Annotated in this window: 14 protein-coding genes and 5 tRNA genes; 14 read left to right on the forward strand and 5 right to left on the reverse strand. The window is 47.8% G+C overall.

The window, feature by feature from the left end:
- From rffA to K9N75_RS00825, 10 genes are all read left to right on the forward strand, one after another.
- Positions 1-1,131 carry a dTDP-4-amino-4,6-dideoxygalactose transaminase gene (gene rffA / locus K9N75_RS00780; protein ID WP_039189837.1) on the forward strand — a complete coding sequence of 377 codons (1,131 nt, stop codon included), beginning with the start codon at positions 1-3 and terminating at the stop codon, positions 1,129-1,131.
- Positions 1,131-2,381, forward strand: coding sequence for a lipid III flippase WzxE (gene wzxE, locus K9N75_RS00785; RefSeq protein ID WP_008815837.1), 1,251 nt, complete (start codon positions 1,131-1,133; stop codon positions 2,379-2,381). Before rffA ends, wzxE begins: the two co-directional genes overlap by 1 nt.
- Positions 2,378-3,463 (forward strand): TDP-N-acetylfucosamine:lipid II N-acetylfucosaminyltransferase, encoded by a 1,086-nt coding sequence (locus K9N75_RS00790; RefSeq protein WP_064575450.1) that lies wholly within the window; start codon positions 2,378-2,380, stop codon positions 3,461-3,463. The genes wzxE and K9N75_RS00790 overlap by 4 nt, the downstream gene beginning before the upstream one ends.
- On the forward strand, positions 3,460-4,836 hold the full coding sequence (gene wzyE / locus K9N75_RS00795) for an ECA oligosaccharide polymerase (RefSeq protein WP_008815839.1): 1,377 nt from the start codon (positions 3,460-3,462) through the stop codon (positions 4,834-4,836). The genes K9N75_RS00790 and wzyE overlap by 4 nt, the downstream gene beginning before the upstream one ends.
- Positions 4,836-5,582, forward strand: a complete 747-nt coding sequence (gene wecG, locus K9N75_RS00800; RefSeq protein ID WP_039189828.1) for a lipopolysaccharide N-acetylmannosaminouronosyltransferase — start codon at positions 4,836-4,838, stop codon at positions 5,580-5,582. Before wzyE ends, wecG begins: the two co-directional genes overlap by 1 nt.
- A 256-nt stretch (positions 5,583-5,838) precedes the next feature.
- Positions 5,839-5,915: transfer RNA gene (locus K9N75_RS00805), tRNA-Arg, on the forward strand.
- An 88-nt stretch (positions 5,916-6,003) separates the two neighbouring features.
- Positions 6,004-6,079: transfer RNA gene (locus K9N75_RS00810), tRNA-His, on the forward strand.
- 15 nt (positions 6,080-6,094) lie between these two features.
- Positions 6,095-6,181 (forward strand) — tRNA-Leu (locus tag K9N75_RS00815).
- 87 nt (positions 6,182-6,268) lie between these two features.
- Positions 6,269-6,345: transfer RNA gene (locus K9N75_RS00820), tRNA-Pro, on the forward strand.
- A gap of 92 nt (positions 6,346-6,437) precedes the next feature.
- Positions 6,438-6,514 (forward strand) — tRNA-Pro (locus tag K9N75_RS00825).
- Positions 6,515-7,215: 701 nt separating this feature from the next.
- Here the strand turns inward: K9N75_RS00825 and hemY are convergent.
- Genes hemY through hemC form a run of 4 tightly spaced genes read right to left on the reverse strand, consistent with a single transcriptional unit; the run spans position 7,216 to position 11,320 of the window.
- Complete coding sequence (gene hemY, locus K9N75_RS00830) at positions 7,216-8,421, reverse strand: protoheme IX biogenesis protein HemY (protein WP_039189825.1); 1,206 nt, start codon at positions 8,419-8,421, stop codon at positions 7,216-7,218.
- 2 nt (positions 8,422-8,423) lie between these two features.
- Entirely contained in the window at positions 8,424-9,602 is a 1,179-nt protein-coding gene (hemX, locus tag K9N75_RS00835; protein ID WP_008815842.1) for a uroporphyrinogen-III C-methyltransferase, read from the reverse strand.
- A gap of 21 nt (positions 9,603-9,623) precedes the next feature.
- Positions 9,624-10,364 carry a uroporphyrinogen-III synthase gene (gene hemD, locus K9N75_RS00840; RefSeq protein ID WP_039189822.1) on the reverse strand — a complete coding sequence of 247 codons (741 nt, stop codon included), beginning with the start codon at positions 10,362-10,364 and terminating at the stop codon, positions 9,624-9,626.
- Entirely contained in the window at positions 10,361-11,320 is a 960-nt protein-coding gene (gene hemC, locus K9N75_RS00845; RefSeq protein ID WP_039189878.1) for a hydroxymethylbilane synthase, read from the reverse strand. Before hemC ends, hemD begins: the two co-directional genes overlap by 4 nt.
- A gap of 303 nt (positions 11,321-11,623) precedes the next feature.
- Here hemC and K9N75_RS00850 point away from each other — a divergent pair, with 303 nt between their 5' ends.
- Both K9N75_RS00850 and K9N75_RS00855 read left to right on the forward strand, forming a co-directional pair.
- Positions 11,624-14,173, forward strand: a complete 2,550-nt coding sequence (locus K9N75_RS00850; RefSeq protein ID WP_224452128.1) for a class I adenylate cyclase — start codon at positions 11,624-11,626, stop codon at positions 14,171-14,173.
- Between the two features lie 534 nt (positions 14,174-14,707).
- The gene (locus K9N75_RS00855; RefSeq protein ID WP_223283598.1) at positions 14,708-15,388 is read left to right on the forward strand and encodes an oligogalacturonate-specific porin KdgM family protein; all 681 of its coding nucleotides are present in this window, start codon (positions 14,708-14,710) and stop codon (positions 15,386-15,388) included.
- Between the two features lie 263 nt (positions 15,389-15,651).
- On the opposite strand, the gene cyaY is transcribed toward K9N75_RS00855, so the two are convergent.
- Complete coding sequence (gene cyaY, locus K9N75_RS00860; protein ID WP_224452129.1) at positions 15,652-15,972, reverse strand: iron donor protein CyaY; 321 nt, start codon at positions 15,970-15,972, stop codon at positions 15,652-15,654.
- 93 nt (positions 15,973-16,065) lie between these two features.
- Here cyaY and lptM point away from each other — a divergent pair, with 93 nt between their 5' ends.
- Together lptM and dapF are read left to right on the forward strand one after the other, a co-directional pair.
- On the forward strand, positions 16,066-16,269 hold the full coding sequence (gene lptM / locus K9N75_RS00865; protein ID WP_035502137.1) for an LPS translocon maturation chaperone LptM: 204 nt from the start codon (positions 16,066-16,068) through the stop codon (positions 16,267-16,269).
- Positions 16,270-16,343: 74 nt separating this feature from the next.
- A complete protein-coding gene (gene dapF, locus K9N75_RS00870) occupies positions 16,344-17,168 on the forward strand; it encodes a diaminopimelate epimerase (protein WP_008815848.1) in 825 nt (274 codons plus the stop codon).
- Positions 17,169-17,199: the final 31 nt, after the last annotated feature.

Genomic DNA, 17,199 nt, shown 5'->3' on the forward strand with positions numbered 1-17,199 from the left:
ATGATTCCATTTAACGCGCCTCCCGTTGTAGGGACAGAACTTGAGTATATGCAGGCCGCTATGAGCAGCGGCAAGCTGTGCGGGGACGGTGGTTTTACTCGCCGTTGCCAGCAGTGGATGGAGCAACGTTTTGGCAGCGCCAAGGTGCTGTTAACGCCTTCTTGTACTGCTTCGTTAGAAATGGCTGCTTTGCTGCTGGATATTCAGCCTGACGATGAAGTCATTATGCCAAGCTTTACCTTTGTTTCTACAGCCAATGCCTTTGTGTTGCGCGGTGCGAAAGTGGTGTTTGTCGATTTGCGTCCAGATACGATGAATATTGATGAAACCAAAATTGAAGCCGCTATTACCGATAAAACTCGCGCTATTGTGCCGGTTCACTACGCGGGCGTAGCCTGTGAAATGGACACTATTATGGCGTTGGCGAAGAAATATAATTTGTTTGTGGTTGAAGATGCCGCTCAAGGCGTGATGTCAACTTACAAAGGCAAAGCGCTGGGCTCAATTGGCCACATCGGTTGTTTTAGCTTCCATGAAACCAAGAATTACACCGCGGGTGGTGAAGGTGGCGCGACGCTGATTAACGATCCTGCATTGATTGAGCGTGCGGAGATTATTCGCGAAAAAGGAACTAACCGTAGCCAGTTCTTCCGTGGCTTAGTGGACAAGTATACTTGGCGTGATATTGGTTCCAGCTATTTGATGTCTGACCTACAGGCTGCTTACCTGTGGGCGCAGTTAGAAGCCGCAGAGAAGATCAACCAACGTCGTTTGCAGCTATGGCAGAATTATTATGATGCGTTCCTGCCATTAGCCCAAAAAGGCAAAGTTGAGCTGCCATCGGTACCGAATGATTGCCAGCAAAACGCGCATATGTTCTATCTGAAACTGCGTGATATCGATCAGCGTTCAGACTTCATTAACTATCTTAAAGAAGCTGAAATCATGTCGGTATTCCATTACATCCCTCTGCATGAGTGCCCTGCAGGTGAGCGTTTTGGCCGTTTTGAAGGTAAAGACGTATATACCACCAAAGAAAGCGAGCGTTTAGCACGTTTACCGCTGTTCTATAATATGTCTGACGTTAACCAACGTACGGTGATTAGCACTATTCAGAGTTTCTTTGGCTGATGTCATTAGCAAAAGCATCTTTATGGACGGCCGGCTCTACCCTGATCAAAATTGGGGTAGGGCTGCTGGTCGTTAAGCTGCTGGCGGTCTCTTTTGGCCCTAGCGGTGTTGGGCAGGCGGGAAATTTTCGTCAGATGGTTACCGTGCTCGGTGTTCTCTCAGGTGCGGGTATTTTTAACGGCATCACCAAGTATGTGGCTGAGTATCATCAACAACCTGAGCGCTTAAAGGCGGTGGTGGGGACTTCGTCCAGTATGATTCTGGGCTTCTCCACCTTGTTGGCGGTGGTATTCCTGCTCGCGGCTGAACCAATAAGCGTTGGTTTGTTTGGCCATGCGGACTATCAACCGATTGTGCGCGCAGTCGCTTTTATCCAGATGGGCATTGCCTACGCCAACTTCTTTATGGCGGTATTGAAAGGCTTTCGTGATGCGCGTGGTAATGCGCTCTCCATCATCGGCGGTAGTTTACTGGGTGTCGTCGCGTATTATCTCTGTTATGCGTTTGGCGGTTATCCTGGCGCGTTGGCGGGCTTAGCGTTGGTTCCAGCTATTGTAGTGATCCCTGCGAGCTTCATGCTGTTTAAGCGTCGACATATACCGCTGAGCTATTTTCGCTTGGGGTGGGACAAGGCGATTGCCAGCAATCTCGGCAAGTTCACCATTATGGCGTTGATCACATCGGTAACGCTGCCGGTTGCTTACGTGATGATGCGGAATTTGTTGGCACGGTATTATAGCTGGGATGAAGTGGGAATTTGGCAAGGGGTCAGCAGCATATCTGATGCTTATCTGCAGTTTATTACCGCTTCATTCAGCGTATATCTGTTGCCAACATTGTCGCGATTGGTGAGTAAACATGACATTAGCCGCGAAATCAGCCGCTCACTCCTGTTTGTTTTGCCTGCGGTGGCAGCGGCCAGTTTTACCGTTTGGTTGCTGCGAGACTTTGCCATTTGGCTGTTATTCTCCAATAAGTTTATTGCAATGCGTGATTTGTTCGCATGGCAGTTGGTTGGCGATGTATTGAAAGTGGGTTCCTATGTCTTTGGCTATCTCGTGATCGCCAAAGCATCGCTGCGCTTTTATGTCATGACTGAGGTGAGCCAGTTTATCTTGCTCACCGGTTTCTCTCATTGGCTCATCCCGCAGCATGGCGCTCTTGGAGCAGCGCAGGCATATATGGCGACTTACATCGTCTATTTCCTGCTCTGTACATCTGTATTCTTGATTTATCGTAGACGGGCATGACGACACTGATTCACGTTCTGGGATCGGATATCCCACACCATAACCTGACCGTACTGCGCTTCTTTAACGATGTGTTGAGTGAACGCGTGCCAAAAGAACAAGCTCGGCACTTTATGGTAGCAGCGCGTGATGCTTCGGCGTTTAGCGCATTCGAGCAGCTTGATATTACCGTTTGGCCGGATAAAAAAACCTTGGCTGAGGCGGTTATCGCACGAGCCAAAGCCGATCGTTCAGTGCGCTTCTTTATGCATGGGCAATTTAATCCCACGCTCTGGATTGCTTTGCTTACTGGGAAGATTAAATCTTCACAGGTTGCATGGCATGCGTGGGGGGCGGATCTGTATGAGGACGCCACCAGTTGGAAATTTCGCTTATTCTACCAATTGCGCCGTGTGGCACAGGGACGAGTGGGGCACGTATTCGCTACTCGCGGCGATCTGATTCATTATCAGCAACGCCACCCTCGAGTACCGGCCTCATTGCTCTATTTTCCGACGCGTATGGATCCCGCGCTTACGCTGGAGAACCCCCAAAAATCGGTGAATGGCCCACTGACTATTCTGGTTGGGAATTCGGGTGATCGGACCAATCGCCACAGAGAAGCGCTGGAAGCGATCAAAGAGCAATTTGGTACAGACAACCGCATCATTATCCCAATGGGGTATCCCGCCAATAACGCCGAGTATATCGCTCAGGTTAAACAGGCGGCAGAGCAGTTATTCCCTGCAGAGAATGTGCAGCTTTTGACACAGCAGGTGGCTTTTGCTGACTATCTGGATATCCTGCGTCGCTGTGATTTGGGCTATTTCATCTTTAATCGTCAGCAGGGAATTGGCACGTTATGTTTGCTGATCCAGTTTGGCGTGCCGTTTGTGTTGAGCCGCAAAAACCCATTCTGGCAGGATTTAGCTGAGCAGCATCTGCCGGTACTGTTCTACGGCGATTCTCTCGACGCAAATGTTGCACGTGAAGCACAGCGCCAGATGAATGTCGTTGATAAAAGCCAGATCGCATTTTTTAATCCAAACTACATTGATGGTTGGCAGCAGGCCTTGGAAATTGCCGCAGGGGAACATGTATGACTCTGGCGCAGTTAGGCGGCTTATCGTTAGTCTATTTCTTCTCGGTAGTGTTTGTTTTATTCCTGACATACAAGGAATTTCGCCGCGTTCGCTTTAACTTCAACGTGTTCTTTTCCCTATTGTTTTTACTCACGTTTTATTTTGGCTTCCCGCTGACATGTATGCTGGTTTTCCGCTTTGATGTCACGGTCGTGCCCGTTGAGTATCTGCTTTATGCTCAGCTTTCGGCCACGGCGTTTTATGCCATCTATTATGTAACCTATAAAACACGTCTAAGGCCGGTTCAAAAGGTTCAAACCGAGCGTTCGATGTTTAGCATTAATCGGGTTGAAGCGCACCTGACGTGGATCCTGTTAGCGTTGATCGCTATTGGCACCGTCGGCGTGTTCTTTATGAATAACGGCTTCTTATTATTTAAGCTGCATTCATACAGCCAAATTTTCTCTAGTGATGTCTCGGGCGTGGCGCTTAAGCGTTTCTTCTACTTCTTTATTCCGGCCATGCTAGTGGTCTATTTCCTTAAGCAGGATCAGCGCGCTTGGCTGTTTTTCCTCGTTAGCACCGTGGCGTTTGGTATTTTAACCTATGTGATTGTCGGTGGAACTCGTGCCAACATCATCATTGCCTTTGCTCTGTTCTTGTTCATTGGCATTGTACGTGGCTGGATAACCTTGTGGATGCTGGCTGCTGCTGGTGTACTAGGTATTGTTGGTATGTTCTGGCTGGCGCTAAAACGCTATGGCATGAACGTGAGCGGCGATGAAGCGTTTTATACCTTCCTATATCTGACGCGAGACACTTTCTCCCCGTGGGAGAATCTCGGGTTGTTGCTGCAAAACTACGACAAGATTGATTTCCAAGGCCTAGCGCCGATTATCCGCGACTTCTACGTCTTCATTCCAAGCTGGATGTGGCCGGGACGTCCCGACCAAGTATTCAACACCGCCAATTATTTCACCTGGGAAGTACTTAACAACCATTCTGGTTTAGCTATTTCTCCAACGCTGATTGGTTCTCTGGTTGTAATGGGCGGAGTCGCTTTTATCCCGTTGGGAGCGATAGCTGTAGGTCTGATTATCAAATGGTTTGATTGGCTATATGAAAAAGGCAAGCGTGAGGCCAACCGTTATAAGGCAGCGATAATGCAGGCATTCTGTTTCGGCGCTGTGTTCAACATTATCGTACTAGCCCGAGAGGGAATGGACTCTTTCGTATCACGCGTGGTGTTTTTCTGCCTGATATTTGGATTGTGTCTGTTGATCGCAAAACTACTTTATTGGCTGTTTGATAGCGCTGGTTTGATTCGGCAGCGAGTTCGCCGGAGCCGTATGCCTCGAGTGACGTCTCCCGCAAGAAAAGTTTTACAAGGATAATGAACATGCAGACGACGAACCCCATCCCTAAATATGACATTAGAGGCATCGAGCTTTGGGGCTTCCGTGATATGCCACAGTTTCTTGAGCACCTGTTTGATGACGGCGAACTGAAAACCGGTACTTTGGTGGCAATTAACGCTGAGAAAGTGATGACCGCTGAGGTCGATAAGCCTCTTCGCGATTTGATCGATGCAGCTGAATATAAGTATTGCGATGGTATCAGCATGGTTCGTGCTATTCGCCGCAAATACCCAGGAGCTCAACTTAGTCGCGTGGCAGGGGCTGATCTCTGGGAAGCGTTAATGCAGCGCGCGGGAGAGAAGGGAACGCCTGTTTTCCTTATCGGCGGTAAACCTGAAATTTTGGCTGAAACCGAAGCCAAGCTACGTCAGCAGTGGAATGTTAATATTGTAGGTAGCCAAGATGGTTACTTTAAACCGGAAGAACGTACTGCCTTGTTTGAACGTATCCGCGCAAGTGGTGCAAAAATAGTGACGGTAGCAATGGGATCGCCAAAACAGGAAATCTTGATGCGTGACTGTCGTAACGTCTATCCTGGTGCGCTGTATATGGGGGTTGGCGGTACTTACGATGTTTTCACTGGGCATGTCAAACGTGCGCCTAAGGTATGGCAGAATCTTGGGCTGGAGTGGCTATACCGTTTATTAGCTCAGCCAACGCGTTGGCGTCGTCAGTTCAAGTTGCTTAAGTTTTTAGGGTATTACTACGGCGGGCGTTTATAGCATGTGTGTCAAAGGGGTTTTTTGCCCCTTAATGCCTTATCTCTATTCGCTATCTTCAGTATGTTTATTTGTTAACGCGTTGGGGAAATAAATCATCGATAGCTGATAAACAGTGATGATTTGATAGAAGTCGTAGGGTAAAGCGTCGACATTTGCGTCAGAATGCGCAAAGTCTAATCAAACGCAATATTTATGACAAAAAGCACTAGACAGCATGGCACCAAGTCCGTAATATCCGTTCCCGCAACGGCGCTAAGCGCCCGTAGCTCAGCTGGATAGAGCGCTGCCCTCCGGAGGCAGAGGTCTCAGGTTCGAATCCTGTCGGGCGCACCAGTTTTTTAAAGAGCTTTACGAAGCTTTGTGTGCAAGAGCTGCGGTGGTATGCAGTACAAAATACGATACCGCGTTATAAGAATTGATGGTGGCTATAGCTCAGTTGGTAGAGCCCTGGATTGTGATTCCAGTTGTCGTGGGTTCGAGTCCCATTAGCCACCCCAGATTTAAGTGGCATTGCGAAGGTGGCGGAATTGGTAGACGCGCTAGCTTCAGGTGTTAGTGTCCTTACGGACGTGAGGGTTCAAGTCCCTCTCTTCGCACCACAACCAATCTAGAATTGGTAATCTGTGAGTAGTAAAATGACCGAGGTCATTCAGTAGTACGAACTCTTAGGCGTAAGTCAGAGTTATCGGCGAGTAGCGCAGCTTGGTAGCGCAACTGGTTTGGGACCAGTGGGTCGGAGGTTCGAATCCTCTCTCGCCGACCAATTAATTGAATGTGATTTGTAGAATAAAATCGTGTTCAGACAGTTAGAAAGCTCTAATGCAACTTAAGCATTATGGGTGAAAAGAATTGCATCGGCGAGTAGCGCAGCTTGGTAGCGCAACTGGTTTGGGACCAGTGGGTCGGAGGTTCGAATCCTCTCTCGCCGACCACTCTTGAGAAAGACCCCGCAATGCGGGGTTTTTTTTCGTTTAAAATTCCTCAAACAACCCTCTGATATTTTCTTTTTGGCTTCGACTTTTAGTTCTGTCTGCTTCTTATTCCAGCCTTGTTACTCTTTTGAACAATAAAACAATTTTCACTATGTTGGTTTTTAACGACATAGCTTATTGGCTATGTCTCTGAATTGAGACTCATAATTAATTGATTTTAAATATGAATTTCTCTTGCGAAGAAAGGTGTCGTTGGTGGGCGACACATTGATGGGTAAACGGGTTCTGTGTCTCTACGAGACGGCGAGTGATTCGCCTGCTGCTTTTATAAGTTGCCTAGCGCAAGCTTGCTGTAGCGCACTGAGTATAAAAATATCGCTGGATAGGGCTTAGTTTTAAAAGTTGGCACGCTAAGTGCATTATTATCTACGTAGATGCTCATTCACCTTCTTATGTTTGCGAAAGCTTCATAAACCTCCGAATGATGCAGAGCCAATTTACGGTGTCTATTGTCCGATCCTGATGATAGTGGTTTTGACCCTTCATCAGCCCACGGGCGTAACGTTGAGTGAGACACCAATCAGTTGTCCTAAGATCTGATTGTCCTTTTAGACACTTGCCCTATGGCAGGTGTTTTTTTTGCCTAAAAATCGCATAAAAAAGCCCGCATCATGCGGGCTTAGAAGAAGAGCGAGTAGTGCTTAGGCTGGATTAGCGGGCTGATCTTGCTTTAGCGTCAGTAATAGGCCATCACGTCGCATCTGAGCGGCCTCTTCAGGACGATGGAGTTTATCTAACACATCGGCTAACCAAGCGTAGTCGTAAGCGTCTGGGCGCTGTTTAAGCGCAGCACGGAAGGCTTCGCTGGCCTGCTGCCACTCGCCGTGACGCATTAATAGTTGGCCTAAGGTGCTGTTGAGCAATGCGCTAGCGCCATGTTGCTTAATTTGCTGATTTAACAGCTTCTCTAACTGTTCAGGGTTACCTGATTTGAGTTTTGGCATCAAGAGCACCAAGCGTTCGTCGAATTTACGTTTCAGCCCATCAACTAAAATCTGTTGGGCTGTATCGTGATCGTTACATTCGATGAGATGCTCTATCATCGCGACTTGCAAAGCGGTCTCATGGCGCGTTTTGCGACTTTGGTCATTCCACCAACTTTTTAGACCAAGACTGCCACCGTTAGCCATGCGCTCGTTCATCAGGCCGATGTAAGCTTTTAGCTGTAGTTGCTGGATCTCGTCATCGTTATAAACATTAGCTTTGGCAAGGCTGGGTAAAATCTCAAGTAGTGACTGATATGCCTGCGTTCTGACATACGCTTGCTCTGCCAAACGAAGTACTTCAGGGTGACGCGGTGCAACATTTAGCAGAGCGTCAACGCCGTGGCGTGCTGCATGATTTTCACCACGAGCCAATTGAATGCGCACTCGAGTGATATCGACAGGAAGCTGGTTGCTGTCAGCAACTTCGGAAGCTCGTTCTAAGTACTGATTAACGCGTAGCTCGTCACCACGCTGCTGTGCCGCTTCAGCCGCCAGTAAATAGTTGACCACAGGTTGTTCTGCGTGATCGGCATTGCGGGAAAGCAGTTTTTCCACTTGGGTGTAGTCGCCTTCAGCAAGCTTCATTAAGCCTTCGCGAGTTTGCTTACGCGCACGTGTACGCTTGCGCCCAACGAACCAGCCGCGTGTACGAGCTCCTGTGCGAAAGACGCGGCGGAGTATCCACTCAATCGCGAATAACACAACAATCAATAGGATCAACATGATCACCAGCGCAGTAACGCTAGTTTCGATGTTGTAGGTATCCGTCTGAATCAAAACGTAGCCCTGATGGCCGGCAAACATGGGCCCCAATACAATCCCTGCGATTAGGATGATAAACAGCAATAAGACCTTAAGCATGCTTATTCTCCCTGTGCTGTGGGCGCGGCGGCTGGCACAGAAGGTGTCGCCATCAGATTACGCACGCGGGTTTGCATCAGTTTTTCCAACAGTGGTTGGCTCTTTAGCTCTGTTGGGACATCCATATTAATAGACTGCTGACTAAGCTCATCTAACTGGCTCAGGAAGGCTTTTGTCGTGGGATCATTCACATCGAAGTAAGCACGCACCCACGTTGAGACGGTTTCAAGGGACTGCTGATAAACTTCATTTTGATGGCGTGGTACCGCTTGGGCGGCGACCAGCAAGCGCGAGCGAATGTTTTCACGCAGGTACACATCTTGGTTTGGTGCCAGCAGCGGCTCAGCGCTACTGTCGCGGCGACGTACAGTGATAAACTCAGACATAAAGTTATGCCAGCTTTTCACCAAATTTTGTCGCCATTCGTTTAATGAACTAGACACTTCACCGTCATCTTCGTCCATCGGGGCCTCATCGCTGTTATTGTCAGCGAGACGCAAATCGTCAACTTGGTTAGATAGCTGATTCAGTTTGAGAATAATGCCATCAAAATCAATTTGGCTGACGCTCGCTAATGATGAGATATCTTCAGTCAGCGCACGGCGTACATCGATCAGGCTTGGATCGTTCATTTCAGCCAAACTCTCATCGGCGCTTTTCAACAGCGCACCGGCGGTTGTGACGTCCTGATCGCTCCATAACTTGCGACCGGCCAGCTTAACCAGAAAATCAGCCTGAGCGAGTAACCAGTTTTTTGCATCGCTACCTGAAATCGCGGCAACTTTGGCTTCTAGCTCTTTCAACTGCTGTGATTGAGATGTTTGCAATTGATCGGCAACGCTAAGCGCTTTATTTTGCTGGTTGATCAGTGCGTTGATACGCAGTTTCTCTTGTGCCTGCTCGTTATGCAGCGCAGTCAGTTGATCGCTGAGTTCATTATTCTCAGCCTGTTGCGCCAAGGCCTGTTGATGGCCGTGATAATATAAACCAGCACCGAGTGCAATCACCAAAACAATGGCAATGGCGCCCAGCACAGGCCCTTTAGCGGATTCTTTTTTCACAGTTTTAGCGACCTGCTCACTGGAGATATTATTGTTGAGATTAGATGCTGGCTGGATCTCGTGTTCAGTCGCGGTGTTCTTTTCCTCAACCTTTTCGGATGGGGTTGTCGGTTCCGTCATCTTGGCACTTCCCATAGTCAGTTATTGTAGCGCGCGGATCAGCGCGTCATTATCAGCACTTTCAGCTACCTGAATGTCTTTCCAGCCCAATGCCTGAGCGAGGGTAGCTAACCGTTCGCTAACCACAATCAAACGGCAATGTAATAGCCACATTATCCGATCGTAATCAGGAACTAAATCATACAGTTGTTGTAGCATTTCGCCACTGGTCACGACGAGTGTTGAAATCCCTTGCCGTTGCCAGTGAGCGCTTTGTTCAGCACCATTATAGTGGATAGCACAACGTTGATAGCATTCACACAGTGTTACGTTCACGCCGCGTTGGGTCAATGTTTCGGCTAATAACTCTCGACCACCGTTGCCACGTAATATTAGTGCCCGTTTTCCTGCTATGTCTCTTAATTCAGGGAGAAGTAGTAAGGACTCAGAAGTTTCTGGCGGCCGTGGATAACCGACGGGCAGGCCACTGGCGGTGTGCAGGCGTAGCGCCGTTGGGCGTCCAATGGCAAAATAGCTGAGCTCACGGGGCCATGTCATTCCGTTTCTTTGCAGATAGGGATGGGCATAGCGTACCGCATGTTGTGATAAGGCGAAAACCAGATCGCCCGAAGCAAGCCGTTGAAGTTGGGTGGGTAAGGTTGTTAACCCTGAACCAGGCGTAAAGTCGATAAGCGGAACATGATAGGCCGCTCGCCCCAGCGTTCGCAGTCTACTGACTAGGGCTTCACCAGCAGGTGATGGGCGAGTGACCAAAATACTCATCGCGGCGTTTGCCCTTGATAAACGTCTTCCAGAATTTCCCGTGCACCGCGTTCAAGTAATTCTTCCGCTAGCGAAACGCCCAACTCCGCGGCTTTAGCGCGCGGGCCACGGCGTTCACCGCGAATAATGAGGGTACCGTCGGGTTTCCCCACTAAAGCACGCAGCCATATTTCATCGCCATTCAGTTCAGAATAGCTGCCGATAGGAACCTGACAACCTCCTTCCAAACGCGTATTCATCGCGCGCTCAGCACTGACGCGAGTGGCTGTATCAATATCATTAAGCGGAGCGAGTAGCGCTTGGGTTCGAGTGTCATTCAAGCGGCACTCTATACCCACGGCGCCTTGGCCGACGGCTGGCAGAGATTGTTCTGGCGGTAGCGCATAGCGGATACGTTCTTCAAGCTCTAAACGTTTTAAACCCGCAGCGGCCAGAATAATAGCGTCATAGTCACCGTTATCCAGTTTTGCCAAGCGAGTTCCCACGTTGCCACGCAGATCGCGCACGATGAGGTCTGGGCGAATCTCTCTTAGCTGACACTGACGACGCAGACTAGAGGTGCCAACGATGCTTCCTTCAGGCAAATCCTCCAAACGCGCATATTTAGGCGAGACAAAAGCATCGCGCGGATCTTCGCGTTCGCAGATGGTGACGAGTCCTAAACCTTCGGGGAAGGCGACCGGAACATCTTTCATTGAATGCACGGCAATATCGGCACGCCCATCCAGTAACGCTAGCTCCAGTTCTTTCACAAACAGGCCTTTGCCGCCTACTTTTGCCAACGGAGTATCCAGCAGAACGTCGCCGCGAGTCACCATAGGCACCAACTCCACGGTCAAATCTGGCCAATGTGCTTGCAGATGATCGCGGACATAATATGCCTGCCACAGTGCCAGTGGGCTCTGTCTGGTGGCAATGCGTAGGGTCTGGTTTGGCTGAGACGTATTTTCTTGCATATGAATATCCATTTTTATCCTATGCTTCATCCTATCATTTTGTTAGCAAACCTGCAGCGCTGGAACCTGATGGCTGTTTAGTGGGAAAATAATTGGGAAGGGGAAAGGATGAAATAGTCGGTAAGATCAACGACAAGAAAGGCGCTACAATAAGTGTGTGGCTTTACATACTTTACGGTCAACCAGCAAGGTGTTAGATTGATCACGTTTCCAGCAATTTCTTATTAAAACATTTCTTACTAAAAAACGGTGAGATACGGAAACAGGGTTCTCTCAGACACTGGAATAATCAGGCGAAACGTCTTGTACCTCTACATCGAGACACTGAAACAGAGACTGGATGCGATAAATCAACTTCGGGTTGATCGCGCTTTAGCGGCTATGGGGCCGGCCTTTCAACAGGTTTACAGTCTGCTGCCAACCTTATTGCATTACCACCACCCTCTGATGCCAGGTTACCTTGATGGTAACGTTCCCCATGGCATCTGCTTCTACACGCCTGATGAAAATCAGCAAACCTATTTACATGAAATCGATCCCCGCTCTCCCGGCTTTATTGCTGCGGATAATCCAGGCCAACTGCCGATTACTGGCGTTTACTCAATGGGAAGCACTTCATCCATCGGGCAAAGCTGTAGTTCGGATTTGGATATTTGGGTATGCCACCAATCTTGGTTGGATGGCGATGAGCGCAATCGGTTACAGCAAAAATGTACACGGTTGGAAAAATGGGCTGCGTCGCTTGGCGTGGAGGTCAGCTTCTTCCTAATCGATGAAAACCGTTTCCGCCATAATGAAAGCGGCAGTTTAGGCGGGGAAGATTGTGGCTCCACTCAGCATATTCTCTTGCTTGATGAGTTCTATCGCACTGCGGTACGTCTAGCGGGCAAGCGTATTCTGTGGAATATGGTGCCAAGCGAAGAAGAAGCACACTATGACGAATACGTCATGTCGCTGTACTCTCAGGGCGCGTTAACGCCAAACGAATGGCTAGACCTTGGCGGTCTCAGCTCACTTTCCGCTGAAGAGTACTTTGGTGCGAGTCTGTGGCAGCTGTATAAAAGCATCGATTCTCCTTACAAGGCAGTGCTGAAAACCTTGTTGCTCGAAGCTTATTCGTGGGAATACCCGAATGCTGAACTGCTCGCGATCACGATTAAACAGCGTCTGCACAAGGGGGAGATAGTCTCTTTCGGGCTTGACCCTTACTGCATGATGCTAGAGCGTGTCACGCATTATCTGGAGCAGATTAACGATACTGCGCGTCTCGATTTAGCTCGCCGCTGCTTCTACCTGAAAGTGTGTGAAAAATTATCACGTAGCCGCGCCTGTGTAGGCTGGCGACGCGAAATTCTGAGCCAACTGGTCGGATCTTGGGGCTGGGATCAAGAGCGTATTGAAGTGCTCGACGATCGCGCTAACTGGAAAATCGAACGGGTTCGCGAAGCGCATAATGAGCTGCTAGATGCCATGATGCAGAGTTACCGCAATCTGATCCGCTTTGCGCGTCGAAATAACCTTAGTGTAAGCGCCAGCCCACAGGATATCGGGGTGCTCACCCGTAAACTCTATGCGGCGTTTGAGGCATTGCCGGGTAAAGTCACACTGGTGAACCCGCAGATTTCTCCTGATTTATCAGAAAAAAATCTGACCTTTATTCACGTACCGATTGGCCGAGCCAACCGTACCGGTTGGTACTTGTATAATCAAGCGCCGACTATTGACACGATCATCAGCCATCAGCCGCTGGAATATAACCGCTATCTGAACAAACTTGTGGCGTGGGCATATTTCAATGGATTACTGACTGCGGATACCAAGCTACATATCAAGAGCAACAACAACCTGTGCGATATTAATAAGCTACAGGAGCTGGTTCATGATGTGTCTCAGCATTTCCCTATACGTTTGCCTGCCCCATCGCCGAAAGCGTTGTATAGCCCGTGTGAAATCCGTCATCTGGCGATTATCGTCAACTTGGAAAATGATCCAACGGCGGCGTTTCGCAATCAGGTGGTACATTTCGACTTCCGCAAGTTGGACGTATTCAGTTTTGGGCAGCAACAGCAATGTTTAGTCGGCAGTATCGACCTGCTGTACCGTAACTCATGGAATGAAGTGCGTACCTTGCACTTTAGCGGTGAGCAGGCGGTGTTGGAAGCGCTGAAAACGATTTTAGGCAAAATGCATCAGGACGCGGCGCCACCGGAGTCGGTTGAAGTTCTGTGTTATAGCCAGCATCTGCGTGGTTTGATCCGTACGCGGTTGCAGCAGTTGGTATCTGAATGTATTGATTTGCGTTTATCGAGTACTCGCCTCGAGCCAGGTCGTTTCAAAGCCGTGCGTGTGGCGGGACAAACCTGGGGACTGTTCTTTGAGCGCTTAAGCGTTTCGGTGCAGAAACTCGAGAACGCCGTTGAGTTCTACGGGGCGATTTCGAATAACAAACTGCATGGCTTATCCATTCAGGTCGAAACTGAGCAGGTACATTTGCCAGCGGTGGTTGATGGCTACGCAAGCGAAGGGATTATTCAATTTTTCTTCGAAGATGGTGATAACGAAGGATTTAACATCTATATTCTGGATGAAACTAATCGCGTAGAAGTGTATCACCATTGCGAAGGCAGTAAGGAAGAACTGGTGCGTGATGTTAGCCGTTTCTACTCTTCATCGCACGATCGCTTCACCTATGGTTCAAGTTTTATCAACTTTAACCTGCCGCAATTCTATCAAATCGTGAACGTTGATGGTCGCTCACAGGTGATGCCGTTTCGTGCAAACACCTTGCCACAGTGTAATGTGAACGACGATAACGACGGCACGCCGCTGAAACAGCAGTTCCAACTGCATTAAAAACATAACGACATAGTGTTATTAAAACTAACCTGTGTCGTTATTTTATTTAAATTCCATATGCCACAATTAATTCTATTTGCTTTGGCGCAATTGAGCCAATTTAAATGATACGAAATACTTGAAATATAATGCCCATGAATGTATCTGTCTATATCGTAAAGCCAGTAGACTCATTTGGTATCATAATAACTCACTTATAATCATGAGCCTTTGTCTGATAGTTAGTTTTATATTAGAGGTCGTGAGTTTTTAGAATGAAGTTTTACCTTTGTTAAAGTTGTGATTTATATTCTTGTGAGCTTTGATTCTATGCCATAAAAAGCTATTACTTGGCAGAAATACAAAGGTGAACTTAAATATTTAAATGTACAGTCTTCGTCAGAATACGTTCGTTCTGCCAATTTATATTGGCAATATTATATGTGTCTCTAAAACAATCCGAATTGTAACCAGAGAGCATACGATTTTAATTATGGTAAGACTATTTTTTATCCAGTATCAGGGCCCCTCTTTTAATATGGAATGTTAATGATGAAGAAAATCGCGTTTCTATTATTACCTCTATTATCCAGCACAGCTAGCGCAGTCATGGTCGATTTGCGTCATGAGTATCTTGACGACTCAAAGGCAAACTACGATCGCGTTTACATTTCACATCGCTTTGACAATGGTTTCGGTTTCGCCGTAGAAGCCAAAACCCGCTCAGGCGGGGATGACCAAGAGCGGCCATTCAGTGAGTTCGGTGATAACGGCGATGAATATACGCTAAGCTATCAATTCTCAGCGTCTGATTTTGTTATACAGCCGGGCTTTGTATTGGAAACGGCCTCATCAACGGCTATTTATAAGCCATATCTTCGAGTTCAATATAATATTAATGAGCAGTGGTGGGTGGCAGGTCGTTACCGCTATGAATATAGTCGTAATACCGATAGTGGTTCAGAGGTGGATAAAGATGATGGCCATATGAATCGTGGCGACGTTTGGCTTGGATATAATGTGGGTAACCTTGGCTTTGAGATTAATGCGTTGTATAAGAAATCAGACTTAGTCATTTATAATAATGATAAGGATGATTATGAATATAATTTCCGCACTTCTTATAAAATAGATAACATGACTCCTTATGTAGAGGTCGGTAATGTTTCTGTTTCTTCTTCCTCAGAAGATCGTCAAACTCGTTTCCGTGTTGGGATGGCATATACATTCTAATACCTAATGCTACCATCTATGAGTTGTTTGTCTATTGATGGAATGTATCATTTCTTTATGTTTTGAGTGTCATCCTTTATTTATTTTGATGATATATATCGTATATAGTTTGCATTGCAAACAATAAGGAATCTACCCTTTAGCATTATGCAACGTAAAGTATCGGCGGTATAAATACTTCCTTGTCATGAATATCTCATGACAAGGCGTTTTTTTCTCACATCAATCGCTGATGCTGTTGGCTTCGTCCAACGTATTCCCTATCAAGAGATCTTAATTTCTTCACCAGACTGTGCGCTGCACGCCGTTGACAGCAGGGCGTAAAACTCTTCGCCACTACGGTCGCAGATCCATCCGGTATCGCGGAAGTTGAAGTGATAGCCGCCCGCTTTGGTTGCCAGCCATATCTGATGCAACGGCTCCTGACGGTTGATCACGATTTTGCTGCCATTCTCAAAAGTCAGCGCCATCACTCCGCCATTGGTTTCGTAATCGATGTCGGCATCACCTTCATAAGCGTCAATGGCCTCTTCGATGTTTAACATCAGCTTATCTGCTAACTGGTGAAACTCGGTATCGTTCATATTCATTTCCTATTGCTTTTCAGGGTCCAACTGCGATTATAGAGAGCTTATAAGTTGGATCCACACGCATTAATACAATAAATGGTAATGACCATGAAAAAACAATTTCGTCTGGCCTTGGTGGCTTTTTCCCTATTCGGTCTTGCTGGTTGCGGCTTGAAAGGGCCTTTGTACTTCCCACCGGCTGATGCGCCAGCAGCAAAACAGAGCCAGCCAGACACTCAGACTAATGCACCTGCAGCTAATCAGGGTGCGAATACACCCTCCAATATTGCCGGTGTAGAGCAAGGCCAATAATCCAAGATAGCGAGAACTGTCAGGATGTTATTTAGGTGACGACGGAAGTTAAGACGTAGGGTTGAGAGGTAGGTATGCAGTTCTCTAAAATGCACGGTTTAGGCAACGATTTCATGGTCGTTGATGCTGTAACACAAAACGTTTACTTCTCGCCGGAGCTTATCCGCCGTCTGTCCGATCGACACAATGGTGTGGGCTTCGACCAGATGCTGATAGTTGAACCACCCTATGATCCTGATTTAGATTTTCACTATCGAATCTTTAATGCCGATGGCAGTGAGGTAGGACAGTGTGGCAATGGCGCGCGCTGTTTTGCCCGTTTTGTCCGGTTGAAAGGATTGACCAATAAACGTGAAATTCGCGTGAGCACGCAGAATGGCCGCATGGTGTTGAAAGTCAGCGACGATGAGTTGGTTACAGTGAATATGGGTGAACCGATTTTTGAGCCATCCAAGATCCCGTTCAAAGCGGTGAAAGCAGAAAAAACCTATATCATGCGTGCGGCTGAACACACCATTCTATGCGGCGCGGTATCCATGGGAAATCCGCACTGTGTGTTACAGGTCGATGACGTTGAAACTGCGTTAGTTGAAACCATTGGTCCGGTTCTGGAAAGCCATGAGCGCTTCCCTGAGCGGGTAAACGTTGGTTTTATGCAGGTAATTAACCGTAATCAGATCAAATTGAGAGTGTATGAACGCGGTGCAGGCGAAACACAAGCCTGCGGCAGTGGTGCTTGTGCTGCGGTTGCCGTGGGTATTCAGCAAGGCCTGTTAGATGAGAATGTACAGGTTGATTTGCCAGGCGGCCGCCTGCAAATTCGCTGGAAGGGGCCGGATAATCCGTTGTTTATGACAGGGCCAGCCACGCATGTTTATGACGGCTTCATACACCTATAATTCATCCGTTTATGAGTGAGCGATAGACAAC

Origin of the sequence: Hafnia paralvei (genome assembly GCF_020150375.1) — a bacterium.
Classification (GTDB): Bacteria; Pseudomonadota; Gammaproteobacteria; order Enterobacterales; family Enterobacteriaceae; genus Hafnia; species Hafnia paralvei.